The 23,936-nt window shown below is 71.8% G+C and carries 18 protein-coding genes; 7 read left to right on the forward strand and 11 right to left on the reverse strand.

From position 1 onward, the window contains the following. Positions 1 to 89 precede the first annotated feature (89 nt). Positions 90 to 1,130, forward strand: coding sequence for an App1 family protein (locus ACIA6B_RS04035; protein ID WP_281942593.1), 1,041 nt, complete (start codon positions 90 to 92; stop codon positions 1,128 to 1,130). A 135-nt stretch (positions 1,131 to 1,265) separates the two neighbouring features. Here ACIA6B_RS04035 and glgB read toward each other — a convergent pair whose 3' ends face one another. From glgB to glgA, 4 genes are all read right to left on the reverse strand, one after another. Further along, the gene (gene glgB / locus ACIA6B_RS04040) at positions 1,266 to 3,368 is read right to left on the reverse strand and encodes a 1,4-alpha-glucan branching protein GlgB (protein ID WP_396770750.1); all 2,103 of its coding nucleotides are present in this window, start codon (positions 3,366 to 3,368) and stop codon (positions 1,266 to 1,268) included. Next, complete coding sequence (locus ACIA6B_RS04045; protein WP_396770752.1) at positions 3,356 to 5,452, reverse strand: maltotransferase domain-containing protein; 2,097 nt, start codon at positions 5,450 to 5,452, stop codon at positions 3,356 to 3,358. Before ACIA6B_RS04045 ends, glgB begins: the two co-directional genes overlap by 13 nt. A gap of 288 nt (positions 5,453 to 5,740) precedes the next feature. Next, entirely contained in the window at positions 5,741 to 6,514 is a 774-nt protein-coding gene (locus tag ACIA6B_RS04050) for a phosphotransferase family protein (protein ID WP_396770754.1), read from the reverse strand. Positions 6,515 to 6,613: 99 nt separating this feature from the next. Then, entirely contained in the window at positions 6,614 to 7,819 is a 1,206-nt protein-coding gene (gene glgA / locus ACIA6B_RS04055) for a glycogen synthase (RefSeq protein WP_396770756.1), read from the reverse strand. A gap of 94 nt (positions 7,820 to 7,913) precedes the next feature. On the opposite strand from glgA, the gene glgC reads away from it, so the two are divergent. Then, positions 7,914 to 9,146: a glucose-1-phosphate adenylyltransferase gene (gene glgC / locus ACIA6B_RS04060; RefSeq protein ID WP_396770758.1), complete on the forward strand. Its 1,233-nt coding sequence runs from the start codon at positions 7,914 to 7,916 to the stop codon at positions 9,144 to 9,146. Between the two features lie 32 nt (positions 9,147 to 9,178). Then, positions 9,179 to 10,822 (forward strand): phosphoglucomutase (alpha-D-glucose-1,6-bisphosphate-dependent), encoded by a 1,644-nt coding sequence (pgm, locus tag ACIA6B_RS04065; protein WP_396770760.1) that lies wholly within the window; start codon positions 9,179 to 9,181, stop codon positions 10,820 to 10,822. Positions 10,823 to 10,825: 3 nt separating this feature from the next. On the opposite strand, the gene ACIA6B_RS04070 is transcribed toward pgm, so the two are convergent. Together ACIA6B_RS04070 and ACIA6B_RS04075 are read right to left on the reverse strand one after the other, a co-directional pair. Beyond that, a complete protein-coding gene (locus tag ACIA6B_RS04070; protein WP_396771217.1) occupies positions 10,826 to 11,692 on the reverse strand; it encodes an NAD(+)/NADH kinase in 867 nt (288 codons plus the stop codon). A gap of 122 nt (positions 11,693 to 11,814) precedes the next feature. Then, a complete protein-coding gene (locus ACIA6B_RS04075) occupies positions 11,815 to 12,543 on the reverse strand; it encodes a class I SAM-dependent methyltransferase (RefSeq protein ID WP_396770762.1) in 729 nt (242 codons plus the stop codon). Between the two features lie 377 nt (positions 12,544 to 12,920). Between ACIA6B_RS04075 and ACIA6B_RS04080 the strand changes: the two genes are divergently transcribed. From ACIA6B_RS04080 to ACIA6B_RS04090, 3 genes are read left to right on the forward strand one after another with little or no spacing between them, the layout of a single operon-like run. Further along, positions 12,921 to 13,619, forward strand: coding sequence for a sugar transferase (locus tag ACIA6B_RS04080; protein ID WP_396770764.1), 699 nt, complete (start codon positions 12,921 to 12,923; stop codon positions 13,617 to 13,619). Positions 13,620 to 13,640: 21 nt separating this feature from the next. Then, on the forward strand, positions 13,641 to 14,579 hold the full coding sequence (locus ACIA6B_RS04085; RefSeq protein ID WP_396770766.1) for an NAD-dependent epimerase/dehydratase family protein: 939 nt from the start codon (positions 13,641 to 13,643) through the stop codon (positions 14,577 to 14,579). 33 nt (positions 14,580 to 14,612) lie between these two features. Continuing rightward, the gene (locus tag ACIA6B_RS04090) at positions 14,613 to 15,623 is read left to right on the forward strand and encodes an NAD-dependent epimerase/dehydratase family protein (protein WP_396770768.1); all 1,011 of its coding nucleotides are present in this window, start codon (positions 14,613 to 14,615) and stop codon (positions 15,621 to 15,623) included. Here ACIA6B_RS04090 and ACIA6B_RS04095 read toward each other — a convergent pair. After that, positions 15,572 to 16,771 (reverse strand): glycosyltransferase, encoded by a 1,200-nt coding sequence (locus ACIA6B_RS04095; RefSeq protein ID WP_396770769.1) that lies wholly within the window; start codon positions 16,769 to 16,771, stop codon positions 15,572 to 15,574. The two genes, ACIA6B_RS04090 and ACIA6B_RS04095, sit on opposite strands and share 52 nt — an antisense overlap. Before the next feature lie 263 nt (positions 16,772 to 17,034). Between ACIA6B_RS04095 and ACIA6B_RS04100 the strand changes: the two genes are divergently transcribed. Continuing rightward, complete coding sequence (locus tag ACIA6B_RS04100; protein ID WP_396770771.1) at positions 17,035 to 18,441, forward strand: lipopolysaccharide biosynthesis protein; 1,407 nt, start codon at positions 17,035 to 17,037, stop codon at positions 18,439 to 18,441. Here ACIA6B_RS04100 and ACIA6B_RS04105 read toward each other — a convergent pair. The 4 genes from ACIA6B_RS04105 to ACIA6B_RS04120 all read right to left on the reverse strand — a co-directional run bounded on the left by ACIA6B_RS04105 (position 18,373) and on the right by ACIA6B_RS04120 (position 23,795). Then, positions 18,373 to 19,626: a glycosyltransferase gene (locus ACIA6B_RS04105; protein ID WP_396770773.1), complete on the reverse strand. Its 1,254-nt coding sequence runs from the start codon at positions 19,624 to 19,626 to the stop codon at positions 18,373 to 18,375. The two genes, ACIA6B_RS04100 and ACIA6B_RS04105, sit on opposite strands and share 69 nt — an antisense overlap. Beyond that, positions 19,623 to 20,858, reverse strand: coding sequence for a glycosyltransferase family 4 protein (locus ACIA6B_RS04110; RefSeq protein ID WP_396770774.1), 1,236 nt, complete (start codon positions 20,856 to 20,858; stop codon positions 19,623 to 19,625). Before ACIA6B_RS04110 ends, ACIA6B_RS04105 begins: the two co-directional genes overlap by 4 nt. 76 nt (positions 20,859 to 20,934) lie before the next feature. Beyond that, positions 20,935 to 22,065 carry a DegT/DnrJ/EryC1/StrS family aminotransferase gene (locus tag ACIA6B_RS04115; protein ID WP_396770776.1) on the reverse strand — a complete coding sequence of 377 codons (1,131 nt, stop codon included), beginning with the start codon at positions 22,063 to 22,065 and terminating at the stop codon, positions 20,935 to 20,937. A 170-nt stretch (positions 22,066 to 22,235) separates the two neighbouring features. Next, positions 22,236 to 23,795 carry a hypothetical protein gene (locus ACIA6B_RS04120; RefSeq protein WP_396770778.1) on the reverse strand — a complete coding sequence of 520 codons (1,560 nt, stop codon included), beginning with the start codon at positions 23,793 to 23,795 and terminating at the stop codon, positions 22,236 to 22,238. Positions 23,796 to 23,936 lie beyond the last annotated feature (141 nt).

A 23,936-nucleotide genomic window follows, 5' to 3' on the forward strand; every position in this document is an offset into this window, starting at 1 on the left:
AGTCTGACACGCCGCTCACCCGGTGCCGGGGCGGATCGGCGGAGATCACTCGCGTGGCCGGGCCCGGCCGGTTGTGGCAGGGTTGGCACGTGCCGCCCACACCACCGGACCAGCTCGCCGTGCCCCAACTGCACCGCGCCGCGCGCATCGAGGACGCGCTGCACGGCCTGGTGGAGCGCCGGTTGCGGCGCACCGGGTGGCAGCCCAACATCATCGCGTACGCCGGCTACGGCGCGCCGGGCTGGGCGCGGGTGCTCTGCCGCGTGCTGCTGGGCCGACCGGACACCCGCCGCCGCGGCCGGCTGGACAAGGTGCGCGGCTGGCGCAGCTTCGCCACCCTGCCGGCCAAGCACGCCCGGGTGACCGTCGAGGTCAACGGCGTGCGCCACGAGGTGACCGCGGACCGCAGCGGCTTCGTCGACACCGTCGTCGAGGGCGACTTCACGCCCGGCTGGGGCTGCGTACGCCTGAGCGTGGCGGACGCCGAGCCGGTGGAGGCGCTGGTGCGCGTCCTCGACCCGAACGTCCGGTTCGGCATCCTCTCCGACATCGACGACACGGTCATGGTGACCGCGCTGCCCCGGCCGATGCTCGCCGCGTGGAACACGTTCGTGCTCGACGAGCACGCCCGCAACGCCGTGCCCGGCATGGCGGTGCTCTACGAGCGCCTGGCCACCGCCCACCCCGGCGCGCCGGTCTTCTACCTCTCCACCGGCGCGTGGAACGTCGCGCCCACGCTGACCCGGTTCCTGTCCCGGCACCTCTACCCGGCCGGGCCGCTGCTGCTCACCGACTGGGGGCCGACCGCCGACCGCTGGTTCCGCAGCGGGCGGGAGCACAAGCGGGCCACGCTGGCCCGGCTGTCCCGCGAGTTCCCCGAGGTGCGCTGGCTGCTCATCGGCGACGACGGGCAGCACGACCCGGAGATCTACCGGGAGTTCGCCGCCGCCCACCCGGACAACGTGGCCGGCGTGGCGATCCGACGACTCTCGCCGACGCAGTCCGTGCTCGCCGGCAGCCTCCCCGCGCCGCAGGGACGGTCCTCCTCCGGCCCGGTCGGCCAGAAGTGGCTCAGCGCCCCCGACGGCGCCGGCCTGTGGAAACTCCTCCGCGAAGCCGACCTGGTCTAACCGCCGTTCTCACCCGCACCCCGCACCCTTCACCCCTTTTCGCGCGCTGATTCACGGAAAGCGTGGCCATTTCGCGTCGCATGGCCACGCTTTCCGTGAATCAGCGCGGTGGGTGGGTGGTGGGGTGGGGTGGGGTCAGTTCTGGCGGAGCCAGAGGACGCCCAGCGGGGGGACCTGGAGGGCCGCGGAGGCGGGCAGGCCGTGCCACGGAGTGTTCTCCGCGTGCACCTCGCCCAGGTTCCCCACCCCCGACCCGCCGTAGTGGTGGGCGTCGGTGTTCAGCGCCTCGGTCCAGGTGCCACCCGCCGGCAGGCCGATCCGGTAGTCCGCCAGCGGCGTCGCGGAGAAGTTCGCCACGCACACCAGCGTCCCGCCGTCCGGGGCGATCCGGATGAACGAGACCGCGTTGTTGGCGACGTCGTCGCCGGCGATCCAGCGGAACCCGGCCGGGTCGGTGTCCTGCGCCCAGAGCGCCGGGGTGGCCCGGTAGGCGCGGTTCAGGTCGGCGACCAGGCGCTGCACGCCGGCGCGGGCCGGGTCGTGGGTGAGGTACCAGTCGAGGCCGCGTTCCTCGCTCCACTCCCGGTCGTCGGCCAGTTCGCAGCCCATGAAGAGCAACTGCTTGCCCGGGTGCGCCCACATGTACGCCAGCAACGCCCGCACGTTCGCCAGCCGCTGCCAGGTGTCGCCCGGCATCTTCCCGGCGAGCGACCCCTTGCCGTGCACCACCTCGTCGTGGCTGATCGGCAGCACGTAGTTCTCGCTCCACGCGTACGCCAGGGAGAACGTGAGCTGGTGGTGGTGGTGCTGGCGGTAGATCGGGTCCTTCGACGTGTAGAGCAGGGTGTCGTGCATCCAGCCCATGTTCCACTTGAAGCCGAAGCCCAGCCCGCCGTCCGAGGTCGGCCGCGTCACGCCCGGCCAGGCGGTGGACTCCTCGGCGACCATCAGCACGCCCGGATGGTGCCGGTAGACGGTGGCGTTGACCTCCTGGAGCAGCGCGATGGCCTCCAGGTTCTCCCGGCCGCCGTGCACGTTCGGGGCCCACTGCCCCTCCGGCCGGGAGTAGTCGAGGTACAGCATCGAGGCGACCGCGTCGACGCGCAGCCCGTCGACGTGGAACTCGTCCAGCCAGTACAGCGCGTTGGCGACCAGGAAGTTGCGCACCTCGTTGCGGCCGAAGTCGAACACGTACGTGCCCCAGTCGGGGTGCTCGCCCCGACGCGGGTCCGGGTGCTCGTAGAGCGGGGTGCCGTCGAAGCGGGCCAGGGCCCACTCGTCCTTGGGGAAGTGCGCCGGCACCCAGTCGAGGATCACCCCGATGCCGGCGGCGTGCAGCCGGTCCACCAGGTGCCGGAAGTCGTCCGGGTCGCCGAACCGCGCGGTGGGCGCGTAGTAGCCGGTGACCTGGTAGCCCCACGAGCCGCCGAACGGGTGCTCCATCACCGGCAGCAGCTCCACGTGCGTGAAGCCCATCTCGGTGACGTACGCGGTCAACTGCTCGGCCAGCTCGCGGTAGCCGAGGCCGGGCCGCCAGGAGCCCAGGTGCACCTCGTACACGCTCATCGGCTCCTCGTGCGGCCGCCGCGTCGCCCGGCGCTCCAGCCACTCCGCGTCGCCCCACGCGTACGCCGAATGGTGCACCACCGACGCGGTGGCCGGCGGCACCTCGGTGCGGGTGGCCATCGGGTCGGCCTTGTCCCGCCACCGACCGTCGGCGCCGAGGACGCGGTACTTGTAGCGGCTGCCGGCCGGCACACCGGGCAGGAAGACCTCCCACACGCCGCTGGACCCGAGCGAGCGCATCGGCCAGCCGTCGTCCGGCCCCCAGCCGGTGAAGTCGCCGACCACCCGCACGCCACGGGCGTTGGGCGCCCAGACCGTGAACGCCACGCCCTCGTCGAAGACCCGGGCGCCGAGCGCCGCCCAGAGCCGTTCGTGCCGCCCCTCGCCGATCAGGTGCAGGTCCAGGTCGCCCAGCGTGGGCGGGTATCGGTACGGGTCGTCGAGCGTCGCGCCGTCCACCTCGACCCGGTAGTCGAGCACCTCGCCGGGCACCACCGACTCGAAGACGCCGACGTCGTGCACCCGCTTCATCGGGTGCCGTTCCCCGTCGACGAGCAGCGTCACCTCGCCGGCGCCCCGGCGCAGCGTGCGGATCGTGGTGCTCCCGTCGGCCGGGTGCGCGCCGAGCACGGCGTGCGGGTCGTGCGCCTCGCCGGCGATCAGCTGGTCCATCGTGCGTCGTCCTTCTCGGCCGGTGCGGTCGGGGCGGTGCCGCCGGAGAGGTCGGCGGGTACGTCTTCGACGGTCAGGTCGGGCGTCGCCGGGTGCGCCGGCTCGGCGTCGGCCGGTGGCGTCGGGCGGCGCACGGTGAGCACGTGCGCCGGTTGCAGGTACGGGTCGAGGCGCACCGCGTTGCGCTGCCCCCAGTCGTACTCCGCGCCGGTCAGCTCGTCACGCACGGTGAACCGCTCGTGCCAGTCGAACCCGAGCGCCGGCATGTCGAGCGTGGTGTTGCCCCACTGCACGGCGCGGGAGTCGAACGAGCAGACCACGATCACCGTGTTGCCGGTCGCCGGGTCGTGCTTCGACCAGCACAGCAGCGCCGGGTTGTCGATGTCGTGGAAACGCAGGTTGCGGAGCTGGTGCAGGGCCGGGTTGTCGCGCCGGACCCGGTTGAGCGTGGTGATGAACGGCGCCAGCGACCGCCCGCGCGCCAGCGCGCCGGCCCAGTCGCGGGGCCGCAGCTCGTACTTCTCGTTGTCCAGGTACTCCTCGGCGCCGGGCCGCGCGACGTGCTCGAACAGCTCGAAGCCGGCGTACATGCCCCAGGACGGGCTGAGCAGCGCGGCCAGCACCGCCCGGATCTTGAACATCGGCGGCCCGCCGTGCTGCAACGACTCGTGCAGGATGTCGGGCGTGTTGGGCCAGAAGTTCGGCCGCATCCAGTCCGCCGAGGCGACCAGCTCCTCGCAGTACTCCCGCATCTCGGCCGCCGTCGTGCGCCAGGTGAAATAGGTGTACGACTGGGTGAAGCCGACCTTGCCCAGCCCGTGCATGATCGCCGGGCGGGTGAACGCCTCGGCCAGGAACAACACGTCCGGGTCGACGCGCTTGACCTCGGCGATCAGCCAGTGCCAGAAGTCGAACGGCTTGGTGTGCGGGTTGTCGACCCGGAAGATCTTCACGCCCTCGCCGACCCAGTGCAGGACCACCCGCAGCACCTCGGCCCGGATGCCCTCCGGGTCGTTGTCGAAGTTCACCGGGTAGATGTCCTGGTACTTCTTCGGCGGGTTCTCCGCGTACGCGATGCTGCCGTCGGCGCGGGTGGTGAACCACTCCGGGTGCTCGGTGACCCACGGGTGGTCCGGCGCGCACTGCAACGCCAGGTCCATCGCCACCTCCAGGCCCTGCTCGGCGGCGGCGGCGACGAAGTCGCGGAAGTCCTCCGGCGTACCCAGGTCGGGGTGGATGGCGTCGTGGCCACCCTCGGCCGCGCCGATCGCCCACGGCGAGCCCACGTCGTCCGGCCCGGCGGTGAGCGCGTTGTTGCGGCCCTTGCGGTTGACCCGGCCGATCGGGTGGATCGGCGGCAGGTAGAGCACGTCGAAGCCCATCGCGGCGACGCCGGGCAGCCGGTCGAGCGCGGTGACGAACGTGCCGGAGCGGGCCGGCGCGTCCACGGTGGCCGGGATCGCGCCCTCGGAACGGGGGAAGAACTCGTACCAGGCGGAGAACAAGGCGCGCGGCCGGTCCACCCACAGCGTCCGCTCGTCGCCGGTGGTGACCAGCTCACGGACCGGGTGCGCCCAGAGCAGCGGCGCGAGGTCCAGCGCCGGGCTGACCCGGCGGGGCAGGTCCTCGTCGTCGTCGCGCAACGCCTTGACGGCTGCCCGCACGCGTTCCTGGTCGGTCGTCGGCACCAGGTCGAGCGCGGCGGTCAGCACCCGCGCGCCCTCGGCCAGGTCGTTGGCCAGCTCGGCCGGCCCCTGCCCGGCGGCCAGCTTCTTGGTCACCGCGTTCTGCCAGGTGAGGTACGGATCCTGGAACGCCTCGACGGTGAACCGCCACTCGCCGACCGCGTCCGGGCAGATGGCGGCGTGCCAGCGGTCCTGCCCCGGCTCGCCGGGACGCATCCGGGTGAACGGGCGGGCCGCGCCGTCCGGGCCGAGCCAGACCACGTTGCAGCCGAGCGCGTCGTGGCCCTCACGGTAGGCGCGGGCCGACACCGGCACGACCTCGCCGACCACCGCCTTGGCCGGGTAGCGACCGCAGGCGACGACGGGGGAGACGTCTTCGATCGGGAACCGTCCAGTCACCCGCCCAACCTACTGCGCGAGATCGTCTCGCGCTCGGCAGCGCCCCCCGATGCCCCCGTCGGTGCCCCACCGCCGCGCGATGGTCGTCTCCGGCGCGCGCAGGCACCCATCGCGTGCCGGCCTGCCAACTTGATGGCGTGGACGGTTCGCCTCGTGACTCGTCCACGCCATCACGTTCGTAGCGGCGCGAGCGCACCACCGCCCAGCGCGGCCCCGAAGCCTCCGATCGCTGCGAAGTCCCGCACCCGGCTCAGCCGGCCCGCCCCGTCCCGCCGCCGGCCGGCCCGCCTAGGGCTCCCGCATCCGGGCCCGGAGCACGTCGAACTCGCATCCCGGCGCGTCCGGGTCGAAGCCGTGCTCGATCAGCCAGCGCGACGCCACCAGGCTGCGCAGCGACCACCAGGCGCGGATCGCCTCCCGGTCCGCGCCGGGGCCGTAGCCCGCGAGCAGGTCGTCCAGGCGTTCCTCGTGCCCGAGCGTCAGCGTCGCGAGGTCGGCCATGGCGTCCCCGGGAGCCGCCTCGGACCAGTCGATGACGCCGGTGACCTCGTCGCCGTCGACGAACACGTGGGTGATCTGGAGGTCGCCGTGGACGAACACCGGCCGCCGCGGGCGGAGCGCGGCCCCGGCGATCTCCCGGTTGCGCCGGACCACCTCGGCGGGCAGGACGGCGTTGGCGAGCAGCCACGCGCACTCGCGGTCGAGTTCGGCCGCCACGCCGTCGAGCCGGCGTCCCGGCCAGGGCGGCAACGGCGCGTCGTGCAGCCGCCGGACGGCGGCGCCCGTGGCGGCCCACGCCGCCGGCGACGCGGCCGACGGTTCGCCGAGGAGGCCGAGCGCCGTGCCGGGCACGGCGGCGATCGCGAGCACGGGCGGCTCGTGCCAGCGGACCGCCGGGGTCGGTATCGGCGCGAGGGCCATCGCCCGCACCTCGATGTCGGCGTGCGCCGGGTCGCCGTCGATCTTGAGGAACACGTCGCCGACGCGCAGCGTCACGCGCTGGCGGTGGGCGACGACGACTTCGACGTCCTGCGTGCCGGACGTCCCGGCGGGCTCTGCCATGTCGGCCATCCTGGCCCGGACGGCCGCCGATGTCGCCGGAGTTTGGCGGCGGGACGCGTCCGCCGACCCGTGAGAGGGGCCCCGGCGCTACCGGAGGCGTCAGGAAGGGGCCCCGCCTTTCACGGAGTGGTAGAGGGCGAGCGTCTGATCGGCGATTGCCGTCCACGAGAAGTGCTCGACCGCGCGTCGCCGGCCCGCCGCGCCGAACGCCGCGATCCGCGCCGGGTCGGCCAGCAGCTCGTTCATCCGGTCGGCCAGGTCGGCCACGAAGCGTTCCGGGTCACGTGGCGTGCCGGAGCCGTCGGCGGCCTGCTCGATCGGCACCAGCAGCCCGGTCTCGCCGTCGGCGACGACCTCCGGGATGCCGCCGGTGGCGGTGGCCACCACGGCCGTCTCGCAGGCCATCGCCTCCAGGTTGACGATGCCCATCGGCTCGTAGACGGACGGGCAGACGAAGATCGTGGCGTGCGTGAGCACCTGGATCACCTCGTGCTTGGGCAGCATCGCCGCCACCCAGACCACGCCCGAGCGCGTCGCCCGCAGCTCGGCGGCCAGCTCCTCCACCTCGGCGCCGATCTCCGGCGTGTCCGGCGCGCCGGCCAGCAGCACGAGCTGGGTGTCGGCGGGTAGCTCCCGGGCCGCGCGCAGCAGGTACGGCAGGCCCTTCTGCCGGGTGATCCGCCCGACGTAGACCACGCTGGGCCGGGCCGGGTCGATGCCGAGCCGGTCGAGCACGTCGGTGTTCCGGTCCGGGGCGTACTGCGCGGTGTCGATGCCGTTGTAGACCACCCGGACCCGGTCCGGGTCCACCGCCGGGTACGCGGTGAGCACGTCGCGCCGCATGCCCTCGCTCACCGCGATGATCGCGTCGGCGCTCTCGTACGCGGTCCGCTCGCACCAGGAGGAGAGCGCGTACCCGCCGCCGAGCTGCTCGGCCTTCCACGGGCGCAGCGGCTCCAGGCTGTGCGCGCTCACCACGTGCGGCACCCCGTGCAGCAGCTTCGCGGTGTGCCCGGCGAGGTTGGCGTACCAGGTGTGGCTGTGCACCACGTCGGTGCCGGCGGTGCCGGCGGCCATCTCCAGGTCGACGCCCATGACGCGCAGCGCGGCGTTCGCGCCGGCCAACCCGGTCGGCTCGGCGTACGCGGTGACGCCCGGGGAGTCGCGCGGCGCGCCGAAGCAGTGCACCCGCACGTCGGCGAGGCGGCGCAGCTCGCGGGCCAGGTACTCCACGTGCACCCCGGCCCCGCCGTAGACCTCCGGCGGGTATTCACGGGTGAGCAGGTCGACGCGCATCGGTGCCATGCCCGCACCCTAGTGCAGACCGCCGGATCGCACCCGGTACGCAAGTGTGGCCGTCCGAGTGGTGAAGTCGCGCCCGGGTGGATAGCGTCTGACCATGGCTGCCAAGGTGCTCGCGATCGTCCTGGCCGGCGGGGAGGGCAAGCGCCTGATGCCCCTGACCACCGACCGGGCGAAGCCGGCCGTCCCCTTCGGCGGGATGTACCGCATGGTCGACTTCGTCCTCTCCAACCTGGCGAACGCCGGCTTTCTCAAGATCGTCGTGCTGACCCAGTACAAGTCCCACTCCCTGGACCGTCACATCACCAAGACCTGGCGGATGTCGACGCTGCTCGGCAACTACGTCACGCCGGTGCCGGCGCAGCAGCGCCGCGGCCCGTGGTGGTTCGCCGGCTCGGCCGACGCGATCTACCAGAGCTTCAACCTGATCAACGACGAGCAGCCCGACTACGTGATCGTCTTCGGCGCCGACCACATCTACCGGATGGACCCCCGGCAGATGGTGGAGGACCACATCGCCTCCGGCGCCGGGGTGACCGTGGCCGGCATCCGCCAGCCGCTGAACATGGCCGACCAGTTCGGCGTGATCGAGGTCGGCGAGGACGGCAAGCGGATCCGGGCGTTCCGGGAGAAGCCGACCGACGCGGTGGGGCTGCCCGACGCGCCCGACCAGATCTACGCCTCGATGGGCAACTACGTGTTCTCCACCGGCGCGCTCTGCGAGGCGGTCGAGCGCGACGCGGAGGACAAGACGAGCAAGCACGACATGGGCGGCAGCATCATCCCGATGCTTGTCGAGCGCGGCGAGGCCAACGTCTACGACTTCAAGGACAACGAGGTGCCGGGCAGCACCGACCGGGACCGTGGCTACTGGCGCGACGTGGGGACGCTCGACTCGTTCTACGACGCGCACATGGATCTGATCAACGTGCACCCGGTGTTCAACCTCTACAACTTCGACTGGCCGATCTACACCGACCAGCCGCCGTACCCGCCGGCCAAGTTCGTGCACCAGTGGGGCGAGCGGGTCGGCCGGGCGGTCGGCTCGATGGTCTCGCCCGGCGCGGTGATCTCCGGCTCGCTGGTGGAGAACTCGGTCGTCTCGCCGAAGGTCAAGGTGCACTCCTGGGCACACGTCGACGGCGCGGTGCTGATGGAGGGCGTCGAGATCGGCCGGCACGCGGTCGTCCGCCGCGCGATCCTGGACAAGAACGTCTACGTTCCGGAGGGCGCCGAGATCGGCGTCGACCTGGAGAAGGACCGCCAGCGCTACACCGTCTCCGACAACGGCATCGTCGTCATCGGCAAGGGCCAGCGCGTCGAGCCCTGACCGGCCCCATCCCACCCGAGGAGGATCCCGCAGTGGCCCACCCCCGTGCCGGGCAGCCCGCCGAGCCCGCCGACCTGGTCGACGTGCCCCGGCTGGTCACCGCCTACTACGCCGAGCACCCGGACCCGGACGACCCGGCGCAGCAGGTCTCCTTCGGCACCTCCGGGCACCGCGGGTCGAGCCTGCGCAACGCGTTCAACTCCGACCACATCCTCGCCGTGACCCAGGCGCTCTGCGACTACCGGCGGGAGCACGGCGTGGACGGGCCGCTGTTCCTGGCCCGGGACACCCACGCGCTCTCCGCGCCGGCCGAGGCCGACGCGCTGGAGGTGCTGGCCGCGAACGAGGTCACCGTGCTGCGCGACAGCCGGGACGGCTACACCCCGACCCCAGCGGCGTCGCACGCCATCCTCACCCACAACCGGGGCCGCAGGTCCGGGCTCGCCGACGGCATCGCGATCACGCCGTCGCACAACCCGCCGTCCGACGGCGGGTTCAAGTACAACCCCACCAACGGCGGGCCGGCCGACACCGACGTCACGAAGTGGATCCAGGACCGCGCGAACGCCATCCTCGCCGCCGGGCTCAAGGAGGTGAAGCGCATCCCGTATGCGCGGGCCCGCGCCGCCGACACCACCGGGGAGTACGACTTCCTCGCCCGGTACGTCGACGACCTGCCCGCCGTGCTGGACATCGACGCGATCCGGGACGCCGGGGTGCGCGTCGGGGCCGACCCGATGGGCGGGGCGAGCGTGGCGTACTGGGGGGAGATCGCCGAGCGGCACCGCCTCGACCTGACGGTGATCAACCCGGAGGTGGACCCGACCTGGCGGTTCATGACGCTCGACGGCGACGGCAAGATCCGGATGGACTGCTCCTCGCCGAACGCGATGGCCTCGCTGATCGCCGCCCGGGACCGCTTCGCGGTCTCCACCGGCAACGACGCCGACGCCGACCGCCACGGCATCGTCACGCCCGACGGCGGGCTGATGAACCCCAACCACTACCTTGCGGTGGCGATCGGCCACCTGTTCCGTACCCGGGAGCGGTGGAGCCCGGCCGCGGCGGTGGGCAAGACGCTCGTCTCCTCCTCGATGATCGACCGGGTCGCGGCCGACCTGGGCCGGCCGCTGCTGGAGGTGCCGGTCGGCTTCAAGTGGTTCGTGCCCGGCCTGCTCGACGGCACGGTCGGCTTCGGCGGCGAGGAGAGCGCCGGCGCGTCCTTCCTGCGCCGCGACGGCAGCACCTGGACCACCGACAAGGACGGCATCCTGCTCTGCCTGCTGGCCGCCGAGATCATCGCGGTGACCGGGCGCACGCCCAGCGAACACTGGGTCGAGCTGGCCGAGCGGTTCGGCGCGCCCGCCTACGCCCGGATCGACGCCCCGGCCAGCCGGGAGCAGAAGGCCGTGCTCGGCAAGCTCTCGCCGGAGCAGGTGACCGCCACCGAGCTGGCCGGCGAGCCGATCACCGCCACGCTCACCAGCGCGCCGGGCAACGGCGCGTCGATCGGCGGGCTGAAGGTGACCACCGAGTCGGGCTGGTTCGCGGCCCGGCCGTCGGGCACCGAGGACGTCTACAAGATCTATGCCGAGTCGTTCCAGGGGCCGGCGCACCTGGCCCGCATCCAGGACGAGGCGAAGTCACTCGTCGACGGCGTGCTCGGCACGGCCTGACGGTCAGCGGTCCGGGGGCAGCTCACGGCGGTTGAGCTGCTCCCGCAGCCCGTCCGGCAGCAGCTCGCGGAGCTGGTCGGGCAGCAGCGGCAGGTCCAGCAGGCTCAGCTTGAGCTGGTTGCGTTCCTGGTAGCGGCGCGGGTCGAGGCGGACCACCCGGCCGGCGTCGCGGACGTACCGGACGTGCACCGAACCGCCGGTCGCCGCCTCGCGGATCAGCAGCCCGTCCATCTCCACCGCCACCGGCGCCGAGTCCGGCCGCAGCTCCAGGTGGACGCTCTCGTGCGGGGAGAGCAGCACCGACCGGGAGATCCCGGCCATCGGCGCCGACGGCGTCACCACCACCGCCTCCGTGGCCGGCGAGACCAGCGGACCGCCGGCGGCGTAGCTGTACGCGGTCGAGCCGGTCGGCGTGCTCACCACGATCGCGTCGCACCGGTAGTAGCCGTACCGCTGACCGTCCACCGCGAGCGTGGCGGTGACGAAGCCGGCCCCCGGCTGCCGGACCAGCGCGATGTCGTTGAACGCCACCACGTCGTCGCCGCACACGTCACAGGCCAGGCAGGCGTGCGACTCGATGGTGAAGTCGTGCGCCACCAGCCGTTCCAGCGCCCGGGGTAGATCGGGCGGCTGCACCTCGACCAGGAAACCGACCCGGCCCAGGTGCACCCCGAGCACCGGTTTCGGGTCCCGCACGGCCAGCCGCAACGCGCCGAGCATGGTGCCGTCCCCGCCGATGCTGATCAGCGCGTCGCTCTGCGCGGCCAGCGCGTCGGCGGCCACCGCCGCCACCGAGGGCGGCACGCGGTGCCGGTCCTCGGCGCGTACGGCAAGCGTCTTGCCGTGCCGGGTGGCCCAACCCACGACCATCTCCACCACCTCGGAGACGTCCCGAGTCGGGTGCAGCACCAGCCCGAACACATACCCCGCCACCGAGACAGCTCACCACACCGGCGGGCGGCCCGCCGGGTGTACGGCCGCGACCGCGCGGCTCAGCGGGAGGTGACGAAGACGAGCTGCTCACCGGGCCAGGGCTCGGTGATGCGCTGGCGGTCCAGGAGCGTCATGCCACGGGCCTCGATCGCCTTGACCAGGTCGTCGGTCTCTTTCCAGGCGGTGGCGGCCCACGCGTCGAAGGCAGCCGCGTCGGCGACGCCCTGCTGCGCGTCCACGATCAGCCGGCCGTCGGGCCGGAGCACCCGCCGGATCTCGTCGACCGTGCGGTCCAGGTCGAGCGCGTGGTCCAGGGCGTTGCAGTAGACGGCGTCCACGCACCGGTTGGGGAAGACCAGATGGTGGAAATCGCCGTGCAGCACCCACGGGTTCTCCTCGCCGGGGTTCAGGTCGATGCCGACGGCGAAGGCGCCCACGTCGTGGAACGCCTTGACCTCGGTGCCGAGCCGGGCGGCGAGGCAGAGCACCGATCGGCCCGTCCAGTCCTCCCCGGCCAGCCTCGCGGCCAGCGCGGCGCGGAACCTCCGGTCGTACTCCGACAGGTCCAGCAGCGCGAGCTTGCTGCGCTGGTGGGCCACGTACGCCTTGTACGAGCGGTAGCGGCGGCTGGTCACGAGCTGGTCGGCGTCCGCTGGTTGCCAGGACCGGGCGTCGCGGACGAACCAGGCCAGGCCGGCCCAGGCCCGGCGGTCCAGCAGGACCCGGGTGGTACGCACGGGGCGTCGGACGGCCTTGGTGACGGTCCTGGCGAGGGTGCGCGCGCTCATCGTGCTCCTTCCGGGTGATCGCGATGCGGGCGTGGATCACCATCCGACCTGCGGGCGGCGTTCGACCCGCTCCTGTCGTCCTACCAACGGACGCCGTCCGGTCCGGTGATGGGCACCCGAAGGATTTGTCCCTTTAGTGCGGTTGCGCCGCCTCGGTCGCCCGGGTCGCCGGACGTGACCTCCCGCCGCGGTGGTCGTTAGGTGGTGGGTCGGGTGGGAACGGATCAGCGTTCTCGGGGACCAAAACTCCCGCTTTGCACCACTTGGTGGCGTTTTATCGCACAGAATGTCCACGGTGTGCATCGCAGGAGACGACAAGGAGAGTCCACGTGCCAGGTGACGGTGGGTCGCTGCGGCATCAGCCGCCGACGCGGCCGATGACTGCACACGCTCGCCCGCAGCGGCGGTCCCGCCCGTACGACACGGTCAAGCGGATCATGGACGTCGCGCTGGCCGTCGTCCTGCTCGTCCTCGCGGCCCCGCTCATGCTGCTGGTGGCGGGCGTGATCCTGGCGACGCACGGGCGCCCGGTGCTGTTCCGGCACACCCGGCCGGGCCGGGACGGCGCATTGTTCGACGTCGTCAAGTTCCGCACCATGCTGCCGTTGGACCCCCGCCGTGGCCTGGTCACCGACGCCGACCGGCTGACCCGGCTCGGGGCCTGGCTCCGCGCCAGCAGCCTGGACGAGCTGCCGGAGCTGTGGAACGTGCTCCGCGGCGAGATGAGCCTGGTGGGCCCCCGCCCGCACCTGGTCAGCTACCTGGAGCGGTACACCCCGGAACAGGCCCGCCGCCACGAGGTCCGCCCCGGTCTGACCGGTCTCGCGCAGGTGCGCGGGCGCAACGCGTTGAGCTGGGAGAAGAAGTTCGAGTACGACCTGGAGTACGTCGACCGGCGGTCCCTCGCCCTGGACCTGCGGATCCTCGCCGAGACCGTCAAGGTGGTGCTGCGTCGGGAGGGCATCTCGGCGCCCGGCACCGTCACCTGGCACGAGTTCATGGGCACCCCGAGCGAGCGTGAGGCCAGTGACCGTCGCCCGTCCCCGGCGGCGACATCGGCACGTTCGTCCGGCTGATCTCGACACGACGGGAGCCCCATGGTCAGGATCCTGCTCTTCGGCGCGTCCGGCTTCATCGGCCGTGCGGTCCGGGTCGTCCTCGCGGAGCACTTCACGGTCGTCGCGCCGAGCCGGCGGGAATGCGACCTCGTCGCGCTGGACCGGGCGGACCTGATCGCCTTCCTGCGACGGGTACGACCCGACGCGGTGGTCAACTGCGCCGGGCGGATCGTCGGCACCGCCGCCCAGTTCATCGAGGCGCACACGCTGGTCACCGCCAAGCTGATCGAGGGGGTCGAGGCCGTCTCGCCGCGGACCCGGCTGGTCCGGATCGGCTCGGCGGCCGAGTACGGGATCATCCCGTACGGCGGCGACGCGGCCGAGACCGATCCGGCCCACCCGGTGAGCGAGTACGGGATCAGTCAGCTCGCCGCGACCGACCTGGTGCGGCTGGCCGCCGGTCGTCCCCAGGTCGACGCCGTGGTGCTGCGGGTCTTCAACCCGGTCGGACCGGGTTCGCCCCACGGCACGGTGCTGGGGCGAGCCGCCGACCTGCTGAAAGCCGCGTCGGCCAGCGGAGCCGGACAGATCGAGCTGGGGCTCAGCGACGCCCACCGCGATTTCGTCGACGTCCGCGACGTGGCGGGGGCGGTGCTGGCGGCGCTGCGGGCCGATCGTCTGCCGGCGCCCGTCTTCAACGTGGGCAGCGGTCGGGCGGTCGCCGTCCGGGAGGCCGTCGAGATGCTCGCCCGCCAGGCCGGGTTCACCGGGCACATCGTCGACGGGCTGCGATCGCCGGCCGCCGAGCGGTCCTCGGCGGTGCCCTGGACCCGCGCCGACATCAGCCGGGCCGCCGACGCGCTGGGGTGGTCTCCCCGGCACTCGCTGGCCGACTCCCTGGCCGGACTGTGGGCCGGCCGGCTGGGTGCCCCGGCCGCGCCGAACGACACCCTCGCGTTCGAGTCGGTCACCTCCTGACACCCACTTCCACCTCGACGAAAGAGGACAGTGTTGAGTACGACCCGCGTACTGGTCACCGGCGGTGGCGGCTTCGTCGGAAGCAACCTCGTCCGGGCCGCCCTGGCCCGGGGCGCGTTCGCCGACATCCGGGTGATCGACGACTTCTCCGTCGGCCTGGAGAGCAACCTGGACGGTTGCGACGTTGAGGTGATCCGCGGCTCGATCCTCGACCCGTCGGCGCTGCACCGGGCGATGGCCGACCGGGACGCCGTCGTGCACCTGGCCGCCCTGCCGAGCGTGCCGCGCTCGCTGCGCGACCCGATGGCCTCGCATGCCGCCAACGCCACCGGCACGTTGGCGGTCCTCGACGCCGCACGGCACGCCCAGGTGGGCCACGTGATCGTCGCCTCCTCGTCGTCGGTGTACGGCAGCAATCCGGCGCTGCCCAAGAGCGAGACGGACTGGACCCGGCCGCTGAGCCCGTACAGCGCCAGCAAACTCGCCACCGAGGCGTACGCGTTGGCGTTCCAGTCCAGCTTCGGCCTGCCCGCCCTGGCCTTCCGCTTCTTCAACATCTACGGCCCCGGCCAACGTCACGACCACGCCTACGCCGCGGTGATCCCCCGCTTCGCGTACGCGGCACTCGTCGGTGAGCCGCTCACCGTGCACGGTGACGGCGGCCAGTCCCGGGACTTCACCTACGTGGAGACCGTCTGCCAGGTGCTGATCGACGCGGTGCTCCGCCGGGTCGCGCATCCGCAACCGGTGAACCTCGCCTTCGGCACCCGCACCGACCTGCGCACCGTGCTGGACGAACTCCGCCTGCTCGTGGACCGGCCGCTCACCGTCCGGCACGAGCCGCCCCGGCCCGGGGACGTGCGGCACTCCCAGGCCGACAACCTGCTGCTACGAGAGCTGTTCCCCGGCATCCGCCCGGCGCCGTTCGCCGACGGCCTGCGCCAGACGGTGGACTGGCTGCGGTCCCGGCTCGGCCCGCTCACCGCCCGGGTTCACGGCGAGGTGGCCCCCAGCGGTTCGCTCAGCGCGCGTACCGTGCGGTAGAAGTCGGACCGGCGGGTGTCGAGCACCTCGGCGCGGTAGTCCTGGGCGCGCCGCAGGTTCCGCCGCGACGCCTCGGTCAGCCGCGCCGGATCGGCCACCAGCGCCCGGATGCGCTCCGCCAGCGCCGCCGGGTCGTCCGGCCGGACCAGGACGTCCTCGGCCAGCAGCTCCGGGATGCCCCCGGCGGTCGAGCCGATCGCCGGCAGGCCCCGCGCCATCGCCTCGATCAACGCCCGGGGCAGCCCCTCCGTGCGCGACGGCATCACGAACACGTCCGCCCGGTCCAGCACCGCGCGCAGGGCCGTGGGGGAGGACACCCAACCGGCGAACGTGACCTGCCCGGCCACTCCTCGTTCGTCGGCGTACCGGCGTAGCTGGTCGGCGAACCGCCCCACGCCGACATGGGTCAGCTCGTGCCGCTCGCCGGTGCGGTTCAGTTCGACGAGCGCGTCGATCAGGGTGTCGACGCCCTTGTACATCTGGTCGAGCGAGCCGACGCAGAGCAGTCGGGCCGCCGGCAGGGCCGCGGCGTGCACCCGCGGTGCGTCGACGTACGCCTCCGCGGGCAGGTCCACCGACGAGATGCTGACCGAGGGCGCGCCGGCCGCGGCCGGATACCGTCGTTGGAGCACGTGCTCGGTCTCGTAGGAGACGGCGGTGGCGGAGCGGCACTGCTGCTGCATGGTGGTGGTGGCCCAGTAGCGCAGGGCCGGCCGCGCCGGGTGCTGCACCCCGCCGGGGGCGAACAGGTCGTAGGGATCCCCGATGACCTCGACGGCATACGGCCGGCCCCGCCGCCGCAACCGACCGCTGGCGACCGCGGCGATCGGTGAGGGCACCCGGAGGATGACCGAGTCGGCGTCCACCACCGCCCGGGCGATCGACTGCCGGATCGCCACGTGGTGCCGGGCGAACTGGGCCGGGCCCTCGTAGTACGGAACCGCCCACACCTCGACACCGGGTCCGTCCACCCGGCCGGCGTCGGGCGGCGCGGCGTCGACATGGCGTACCCGGGACACCAACCGGACCTCGTCGAAGGCGGCCAGATAGCGGGACCAGATCGAATGGTCGGGTCCGGCCTCGATCCAGGTGCGACCGTCGGGCGTTCGCAGCAGCCGATACTCCGACGTGACGACGACTGTGGACATCAGTTCTCCCGTCGAGAGTCGGACAGGCGTGTTACCGGGACGCCATCAGCGTTCTATCAGAAGAGGCAGGCACTTGTTGTCGCTTCCTCGAAAAAGGGCGGACATCCGTTCCCCTGAACGATTTCCGTGGTGCTGCCCGTCACTTTCCGCGTGACAAGATCGTTGCACCGGACGGTGCGGCAGGCTGGGCGTGGCCGACATTCCATCTCGGGGGCTCAAAGGGGGAATTCGGTGTTCTCGTTCGTCGGACTGCCAGGAAGGCCGTGAACCGGGGCTACGCCGGCGCGCACGCCGCCACCGCCGAGGTGGCCACGCGGCGGGACCGCGCCGCTCAGCGGGTCGACGGAGCCCGGATAGCTGACCCGGGCAAGGTGCTCTGGGCCATGCTCGGCCTGGGCGTGGCGTCGGTGGCCCAGTGGGCGGTCATCACGTTGCTCGCCCGCTTCGGCACCCCGCACATGGTGGGCCAGTACGCACTCGGTCTCGCGGTCAGCGCGCCGGTGATGCTGGTGGCCGGCCTCGGCCTGCGTACCGTCCTGGTCACCGAGACGCAGGGGCGCTTCGACTTCGACGACTACCTGCGGCTGGGTGTCGTCGCGGCGCTGGCCGGGCTCGTGCCGCTCACCCTCGTCGCCGGTGTGCGAGGATCCGCCGACGGCGTGATCATCATGCTCGTCGGGCTCGCCAAGGCGATCGACGGGATCGGTGAGATCTACTTCGGGTTCTTCCAGCGGCGGCTGCTCATTCGAACGATCAGTATCGCGATGATGGTCAACAGCTTTCTCACGCTGCTGTTGATGGGATTCCTGCTGCTGCTCACCGGCAATGCGGCGTGGGCGACGCTCGGCTCGGTCATCGGGTCGACCATCGGGTCGATCGCCTACTCCCGCCGGGCGGCCCGTCGACTGACCGAACCCTCGGCGCCGGGCGTCGGTGGAAAGGCATGGCGGCGCTCTCGGCTGCTCCTGGTGATCGCCTTTCCGGTGGGGCTGTCCGTGGGGCTCAATTCGTTCACCACAAACATTCCTCGATATATTCTGGAGCGGCAGCAGGGCACCGCCGCACTCGGAATCTTCGCCGCGCTCAGCTACGTGGTGCTGGCCGCCAACACATTCTTCTCGGCGGTGTCGCAGACGGTGTTGCCCCGGATGGCTCAGCTCCACCAGGACGGTCATCACCGCCGGCTGGCGGCGCTGACCGGGCGGCTGGTTCTCGCCTGCCTGGTGCTCGGCGCCTGCGCCTGTCTCGTCGCCGCGGTGGTCGGTGGGCCGGCGCTGAGGTTGCTGTACGGGGCCGAGTATGCCGACTACACGGGCGTCCTCGTCATCCTCACCGTCGCGGTGGCGTTCAGCGGGACGCTGTTCTTCATCAACACCGCGTTGCTCGCCGCCCGACGGTTCGGCACCCAGTTGACGGCGAGTGTCGCGATGCTGGGGCTCACCATGGCCGTCAGCGTCCTGCTGGTTCCGGCGTACGGCCTCGTCGGCGCCGCGTGGACGGTGGTGGTCGCGCTCGTCGTCGAGACCCTGATCAAGGTGGTGATGCTGGTCCGGTCGCTCTCGATCCGCCCCGGGCCGAGGGCTCCGCGTTCCGGCCGACGGTCAGGTCCGGATCCTGGCGGGGCCCGGCACGTCGGCCCGCAGCATCGGCGGGGACGGATCCGTGCCTGAGGACGGCCGGGGCATCGCGTCCCTCACCAGCCGGTAGAAGCCGTCGCGTCGAGGCTCCAGGATCTCCCGGGAGAACTGACGGGCCCGTGCCAGGTTCCGTGCCGAGGCCGCATCCATTCGAGCGGGGTCGTCGAGCATCAGGGCAATGGCCGTGGCCAGAGCCGAAGGATCCCCTGGAAGCACCGTGTCAGCCGCGGGCAGCAGTTCGGGGATGCCACCGACCCGCGTGCCGATGGCCGGCAGCGCGCGTGCCATGGCCTCGATCAGCGCGCGCGGCAACCCTTCCGTCCGCGACGGCATCACGAACAGGTCCGCGCGGTCGAGCTGGTCCCGAAGCGGGGTACCGGGGGCGACCCATCCGGCGAGGGTCACCCGGTCGGCCACGCCGTGCTCGGTGATCAGACGACGCAGCCGGTTCCGGTACTGACCGTCCCCGAGGTGCACGAGTCGCACCCGCACCCCGCGGGCGGCGAGCTGCGCCACCGCGAGGACGAGCGTGTCGACCCCCTTGTACATCTGCTCCAGCGTGCCCACCGCGACGATGGTGGGCACGACACCGGCCTGCCTGACGAAGCGTCGAGGACGAGCCACGAATGCCTCGGCCGGCAGATCGATGCTGGACACGGCGACGGTCGGCGCACCCGGCGCGCTGGGATACCGGGCCTGGAGGTGCGACTCCGTCACGTACGACACGGCTGCCGCGGCACGGCACTCCCGCCGCAGCCGCCCTGTTGCCCGGCGCCGCAACAGCGGACGGAGGGGATGCCGGATGACGCCCTTGGCGAAGACGTCCCAGGGATCACCCACGACCTCCACGGCGAACGGTAGTCCCTGCCGGACGCGGGCCGCGCACAGCAGCGTTCCGAGGACGGACGGGACCCGGAGGATCACGGCGTCGTCCGCGGTGGCGGCGGCCCCGACGGCGCGGCGTACCGCGCGACGTCGACGCAGATACTGCCAGGGACCGAGGTAGTAGGGCACCGCATGGACCTCGACGCCCTCGCCGTCGACCCGTCGTGGGTCGGCCGGAGGCTCCCGCTGGTCCCGGACCCGGGCCACGACTCGGACCTGGTCGAAGGCGCTGAGGTAGCGTCGCCAGAAGCGGTAGTCGGCTGTCGTGGACGTCCACACCCGGCCGTCCGGAGTGCGGACGAGCCTGCTCTCCGTGGTGACCACGACCCTCACTCGGCGGTCTCCAGGGAAGAACGCCGAGTGCCGGCTACCGGGCGTCGCGTGCGGTCGGGCGCATGTCGCTCGACGGCCTCCTCGATGAGGTCGACCATCCGGTGTTCCGCCCGCTGCCTGTCGAAATGCTGCTCGGCGTAGCGGCGGGCATGGTCGCCACGGGCGTCCAGCCGCCCCGCCGCGTACTCGCGGTACGCCACCTCCAGGCCCTCGACCAGGGCGTCGACGTCGTCTCGGGGCACCACCCAGCCGGACCGCCCGTCCACCGTCTCCGGCAGTCCACCCGCATCGCTGACCACACTCGGCACCGACATGGCGCTGGCCTCCACCGGGGCCCCGTGCCCCTCGGACAGGGATGGGCTGACGCTGAGATTCGCCGCCCGGTAGGCCGGGCGCACATCCTCGACCGAGTTCAGCCACGTCACGCTCGGATCGGCGGTGACGTCGAACCGCCGGATCAGCTCGTTCCGATGCGCCACCCCGACCCGGTTGGTGCCACCGCCGACCAGCAGGAGGTGCGCGTCGGGCCGGCGGGCCCGGAACGACCGCCATGCCTCCAGCAGCACGTCGTGGCCCTTGATGCCCCGTCGGCTCGTGCCCACCCACCGTGGTGGATAGACGAAGGCGACCATGATGACCACGAAGCCCGACAGCGGCAGGCCGAGGTCGGCCCGGGCCTTGGCCCGCTCCCGGTCCCGGTGTGACGGGGGCCGGTAGCGGGAGATGTCGACCCCCACCGTCACCGCGGGGCGGCGCTCGCTCGACAGGCCGAGCTCTCCGTAGAGTCGGGAGGTGTAGGCGGTACCGCAGATCACGAGCTGGTCCAGCCGGCAGAGCACCCGTTCCACCGCGCGGATCACGGGCGACTCGAGGAACAGCGGGCCGACCACCGTGTGCACCCGGCAGAACCCGAGCCCCAGGGAGGCGATTCGGGCGGCGAGGGCGGCGGCGTACAGGTGGTGGTTCACCACGTCGGGACGCAGCTCGCGCAGGAGCCGGCGGAGCCGCCACAGTTGGCGCACCGTGGCGGGAGTCGGCCGGAAGCGGAAGCCGAAGGGGGACGGCACGGTCCGTACGCCGATCTCGTGCAGGCGTTCGGTGAGCCGGCCGGGGCCGGCCGGAAGGACGACGACGGGCTCGTGCCCACGGTCGCGCAGGGTCGCTGCCTGCGTGGCGACCCAGGCGCCGCCCACGTTGGTCTTGACGACGATGGCGATGCGCAGACCGCTCATGGGGTACCTCCTCGGGCGAGGGCCGCGAAACGTCCGACGGGCACGGCGTCGGGCTCGGCTGGAGCCGTCACCACGTTCACCCACGCTCCAGGAACCGCTCGATGGTCCGGAAAACGTGTGCCTCCTGTGAGTCGTCCATGGCCGAGCCGCTCGGCAGCGCCAGACCGTGGGCGAAGAGTCGGTCCGACACCCCGTTCAACGCTGCTCGGGCGCCTGCGTAGACCGGCTGGCGGTGCATCGGCTTCCACAGCGGACGGGTCTCGATGTCGGCGCGGGAGAGTGCCGCCGCGAGGTCGGCGGCCGGCCAACTCGACCGTTCGGGATCGACCACGACACAGGTCAGCCAACAGTTGCTCTCGACGTCACCCTCGCCGAGCAGGCGCACTCCGGGTACGGCGGCGAAGAACTTGGCGTACCGCTCGCGCAGTTGCCGGCGGCGTGACCTCATCTCGTCGAGCCGGGTCAGTTGGGCCCGGCCGAGAGCGGCCAGCAGGTTGCTCAGCCGGTAGTTGTAGCCGACCTCGTGGTGCTCGTAGTGCACGACCGGCTGCCGGGACTGGGTGGCCAGATGCCGGCACCGCTCCACCAACTCGCCGTCGTCGGAGACCAGCATCCCGCCACCGGAGGTGGTGATTATCTTGTTGCCGTTGAAGGAGAAGACTCCGGCACGTCCGAACGAACCGGCCGGGCGTCCGCCGTGGGCCGCGCCCAACGACTCGGCGGCATCCTCCAGCAACGGAACGCCGGCCGCGTCGCACACCGGGACCAGGCGGGTGTAGTCGGCGCAGGCGCCGAAGAGGTCGACCGCCATGACCGCCGCGACGCTTCGGCCCTCAGCCCGCAGCGTCTCCAGCAGCGCGGCGAGAAGCGCGGGATCGATGTTGCCGGTGTTGGGCTCGCTGTCGACGAAGACGGGCTCGGCGCCGGTGTAGACCACCGCGTTCGCGCTGGCCACGAACGTCATGGTGGGTACGACGACGACCTGGCCCGGGCGGACGCCCAAGGCGAGCAGCGCGAGGTGCAGCGCCGCGGTGCCCGAGCTGACGGCCACGGCATGGGCGCAGCCGGCCCGCTCCGCGATGTCCCGCTCGAAAGCGGTCACCTCGGGACCTACCGGCGCGATCCAGCCGGACCGCAGGGCGTTGATGAGGTAGGACTCCTCGAGCTGCCCCACGTCGGGCGGGGACAGATGGACCCGGCCGCTCATGCAGTCTCCCGTCACGATGGTGGACACCCTCGGGGGTTCATACAGGGATGAACAAATCTTATCCGACATAAACCTTTAAACCGGTCATAATTCCCTCAACGGGTAACCGAAAGATGATCGGCCCACTTCCCGTGGTGGCCCGACACTCGCGGCGGCATCCGGCCCTGCGGCTAGACGGCCGACGTGACCGATGCGCGCCGGTGCCGGCCCGTCAGTTCGTCGCGAACGGGCCCCGGTGGCGAGGGCGGGACGCGAGCGGGATCGCGTGGAGAGGCGTGGTGGGTTCGGCGGGAGAAGAAGACGACGGTGATCAGCGGCAGCGCGATCTTCACGAGGTACCAGAGCAGATTGTCGAGGTCGCTGCCGAGGGCAAGGATCACGATCACCCCGGCGATGCCGCTCATCACCGCCACCCCGGATTCTCTGCTCAACCGGGCGCCGAGGTAACGGCGGCGGGCGGTCCGGACCACGGCGGCCAGCACGGCGAACGACGCTACCGAGCCGGCCGGACCGAAGTTCAGCAGCGCCTCCCCGGCAAGGCCGTAGATGCGGGACGATCGCCAGCCGGAGTCGAAGGCGCCCGCGCCCATCAGCATGTCGGTCCCGGCCTGCACCTTGTCGTGCATCCACTCTGGACGTGAGGCGTCGGGAATCATGAACGCCGCGGCGCCGACATAGGTGAGGCCGTAGCTCAGCGGCGCGTATCCGGCTTGTTCGTGGTGGAGAAGTACCGCTTGGATATCGGACCGGCCGAGGTCGCCGAGCAGCATGGTCGGCATGGTCCGCCCCGTCTCGTCGCCCAGTTCGGTGACCGAGGTGGCTCCTCTGGTCGCGAACAGGATCTCGCTACCGGCGCTCTTGTAGACGCCATAGGCGTACATGAAGACCAGGAACGAGATGCCCATCGCGGCGAGGGCGCGTCGAGTGACCGGCCGCACCGCCAGGTGTACGACGATCAGTCCGATGAGCAGGGGCCAGATCGTGTTGCTGCGGGAGCCGCGCAGGCCGCCGACGGCGAACTGCGTGATCGCGAACACCAGGAACAGTGCCGACAGGGCGGCTGGCCGCCCCGTCAGTGCCACCCGGAATCGCACCACCGCCACGACGAATCCGACAAGCGGGAACGACTCACCGATGAGGAGCAACCACCCGTAGCCGATGAAGGAATCGCGATCGTCGGCGGCTGCCGACACGTATCCGCTGAGGCCGCCGAAATGGATGATGACGGCGATGAAGCCGGCCAGGCCGACCGCGAACGCCAACCATCCGAGCTGGACGAACACCCGATCGTTCAGCTTCCGGGCGATGCGCGGGCTCCGTGTCGACGGCACCCGCAGGTTCAGCACCACGCGGTAGACAGCCAGGCCCAACACGTTCAGCACGGCCATCGCGCCGAGCCCGGCCTTCCAGTCGGGAAGCGGTTCGATGAACCTGGGCCAGTAATCGAGCATGACGTGCAGGATCGGCGCCAGATAGAAGAAGTGGAATCCGAACAGGCCGACCAGCGCCCGCGGGTCGAACGTGTCCAGACGCCGCGCCGCCCAGTTCACCACGTCCGGCGCGATCAGCATGCCGCAGACGGTGACCGGGATCATGTACCAGTGCAGGAGTCGGGCATCGAATGCCATGAGGACCAGGCTGATCAGGGTGGGCAGGATGACGGCGAAGGGCCAGGGGTCACCGCCCCTGGTGGTCCTCATCATGCCGTTGTTGCCGATCATCAGCGCCATCCCCGTGTGCGTCCTGCCGTCTTCCCGCACCGACGACCGTGATCGCAGACGCGGCCTGCCGTATGGCTAACGGAACCAGGCGTGGAAAGTTGTGAGGGAATCTGCGACGAACGGAAATCGCGAAAGGGGCCGTCTGCCCGC

Source organism: Micromonospora sp. NPDC051141 (genome assembly GCF_044455765.1).
In the GTDB taxonomy this organism is placed as follows: domain Bacteria; phylum Actinomycetota; class Actinomycetes; order Mycobacteriales; family Micromonosporaceae; genus Micromonospora.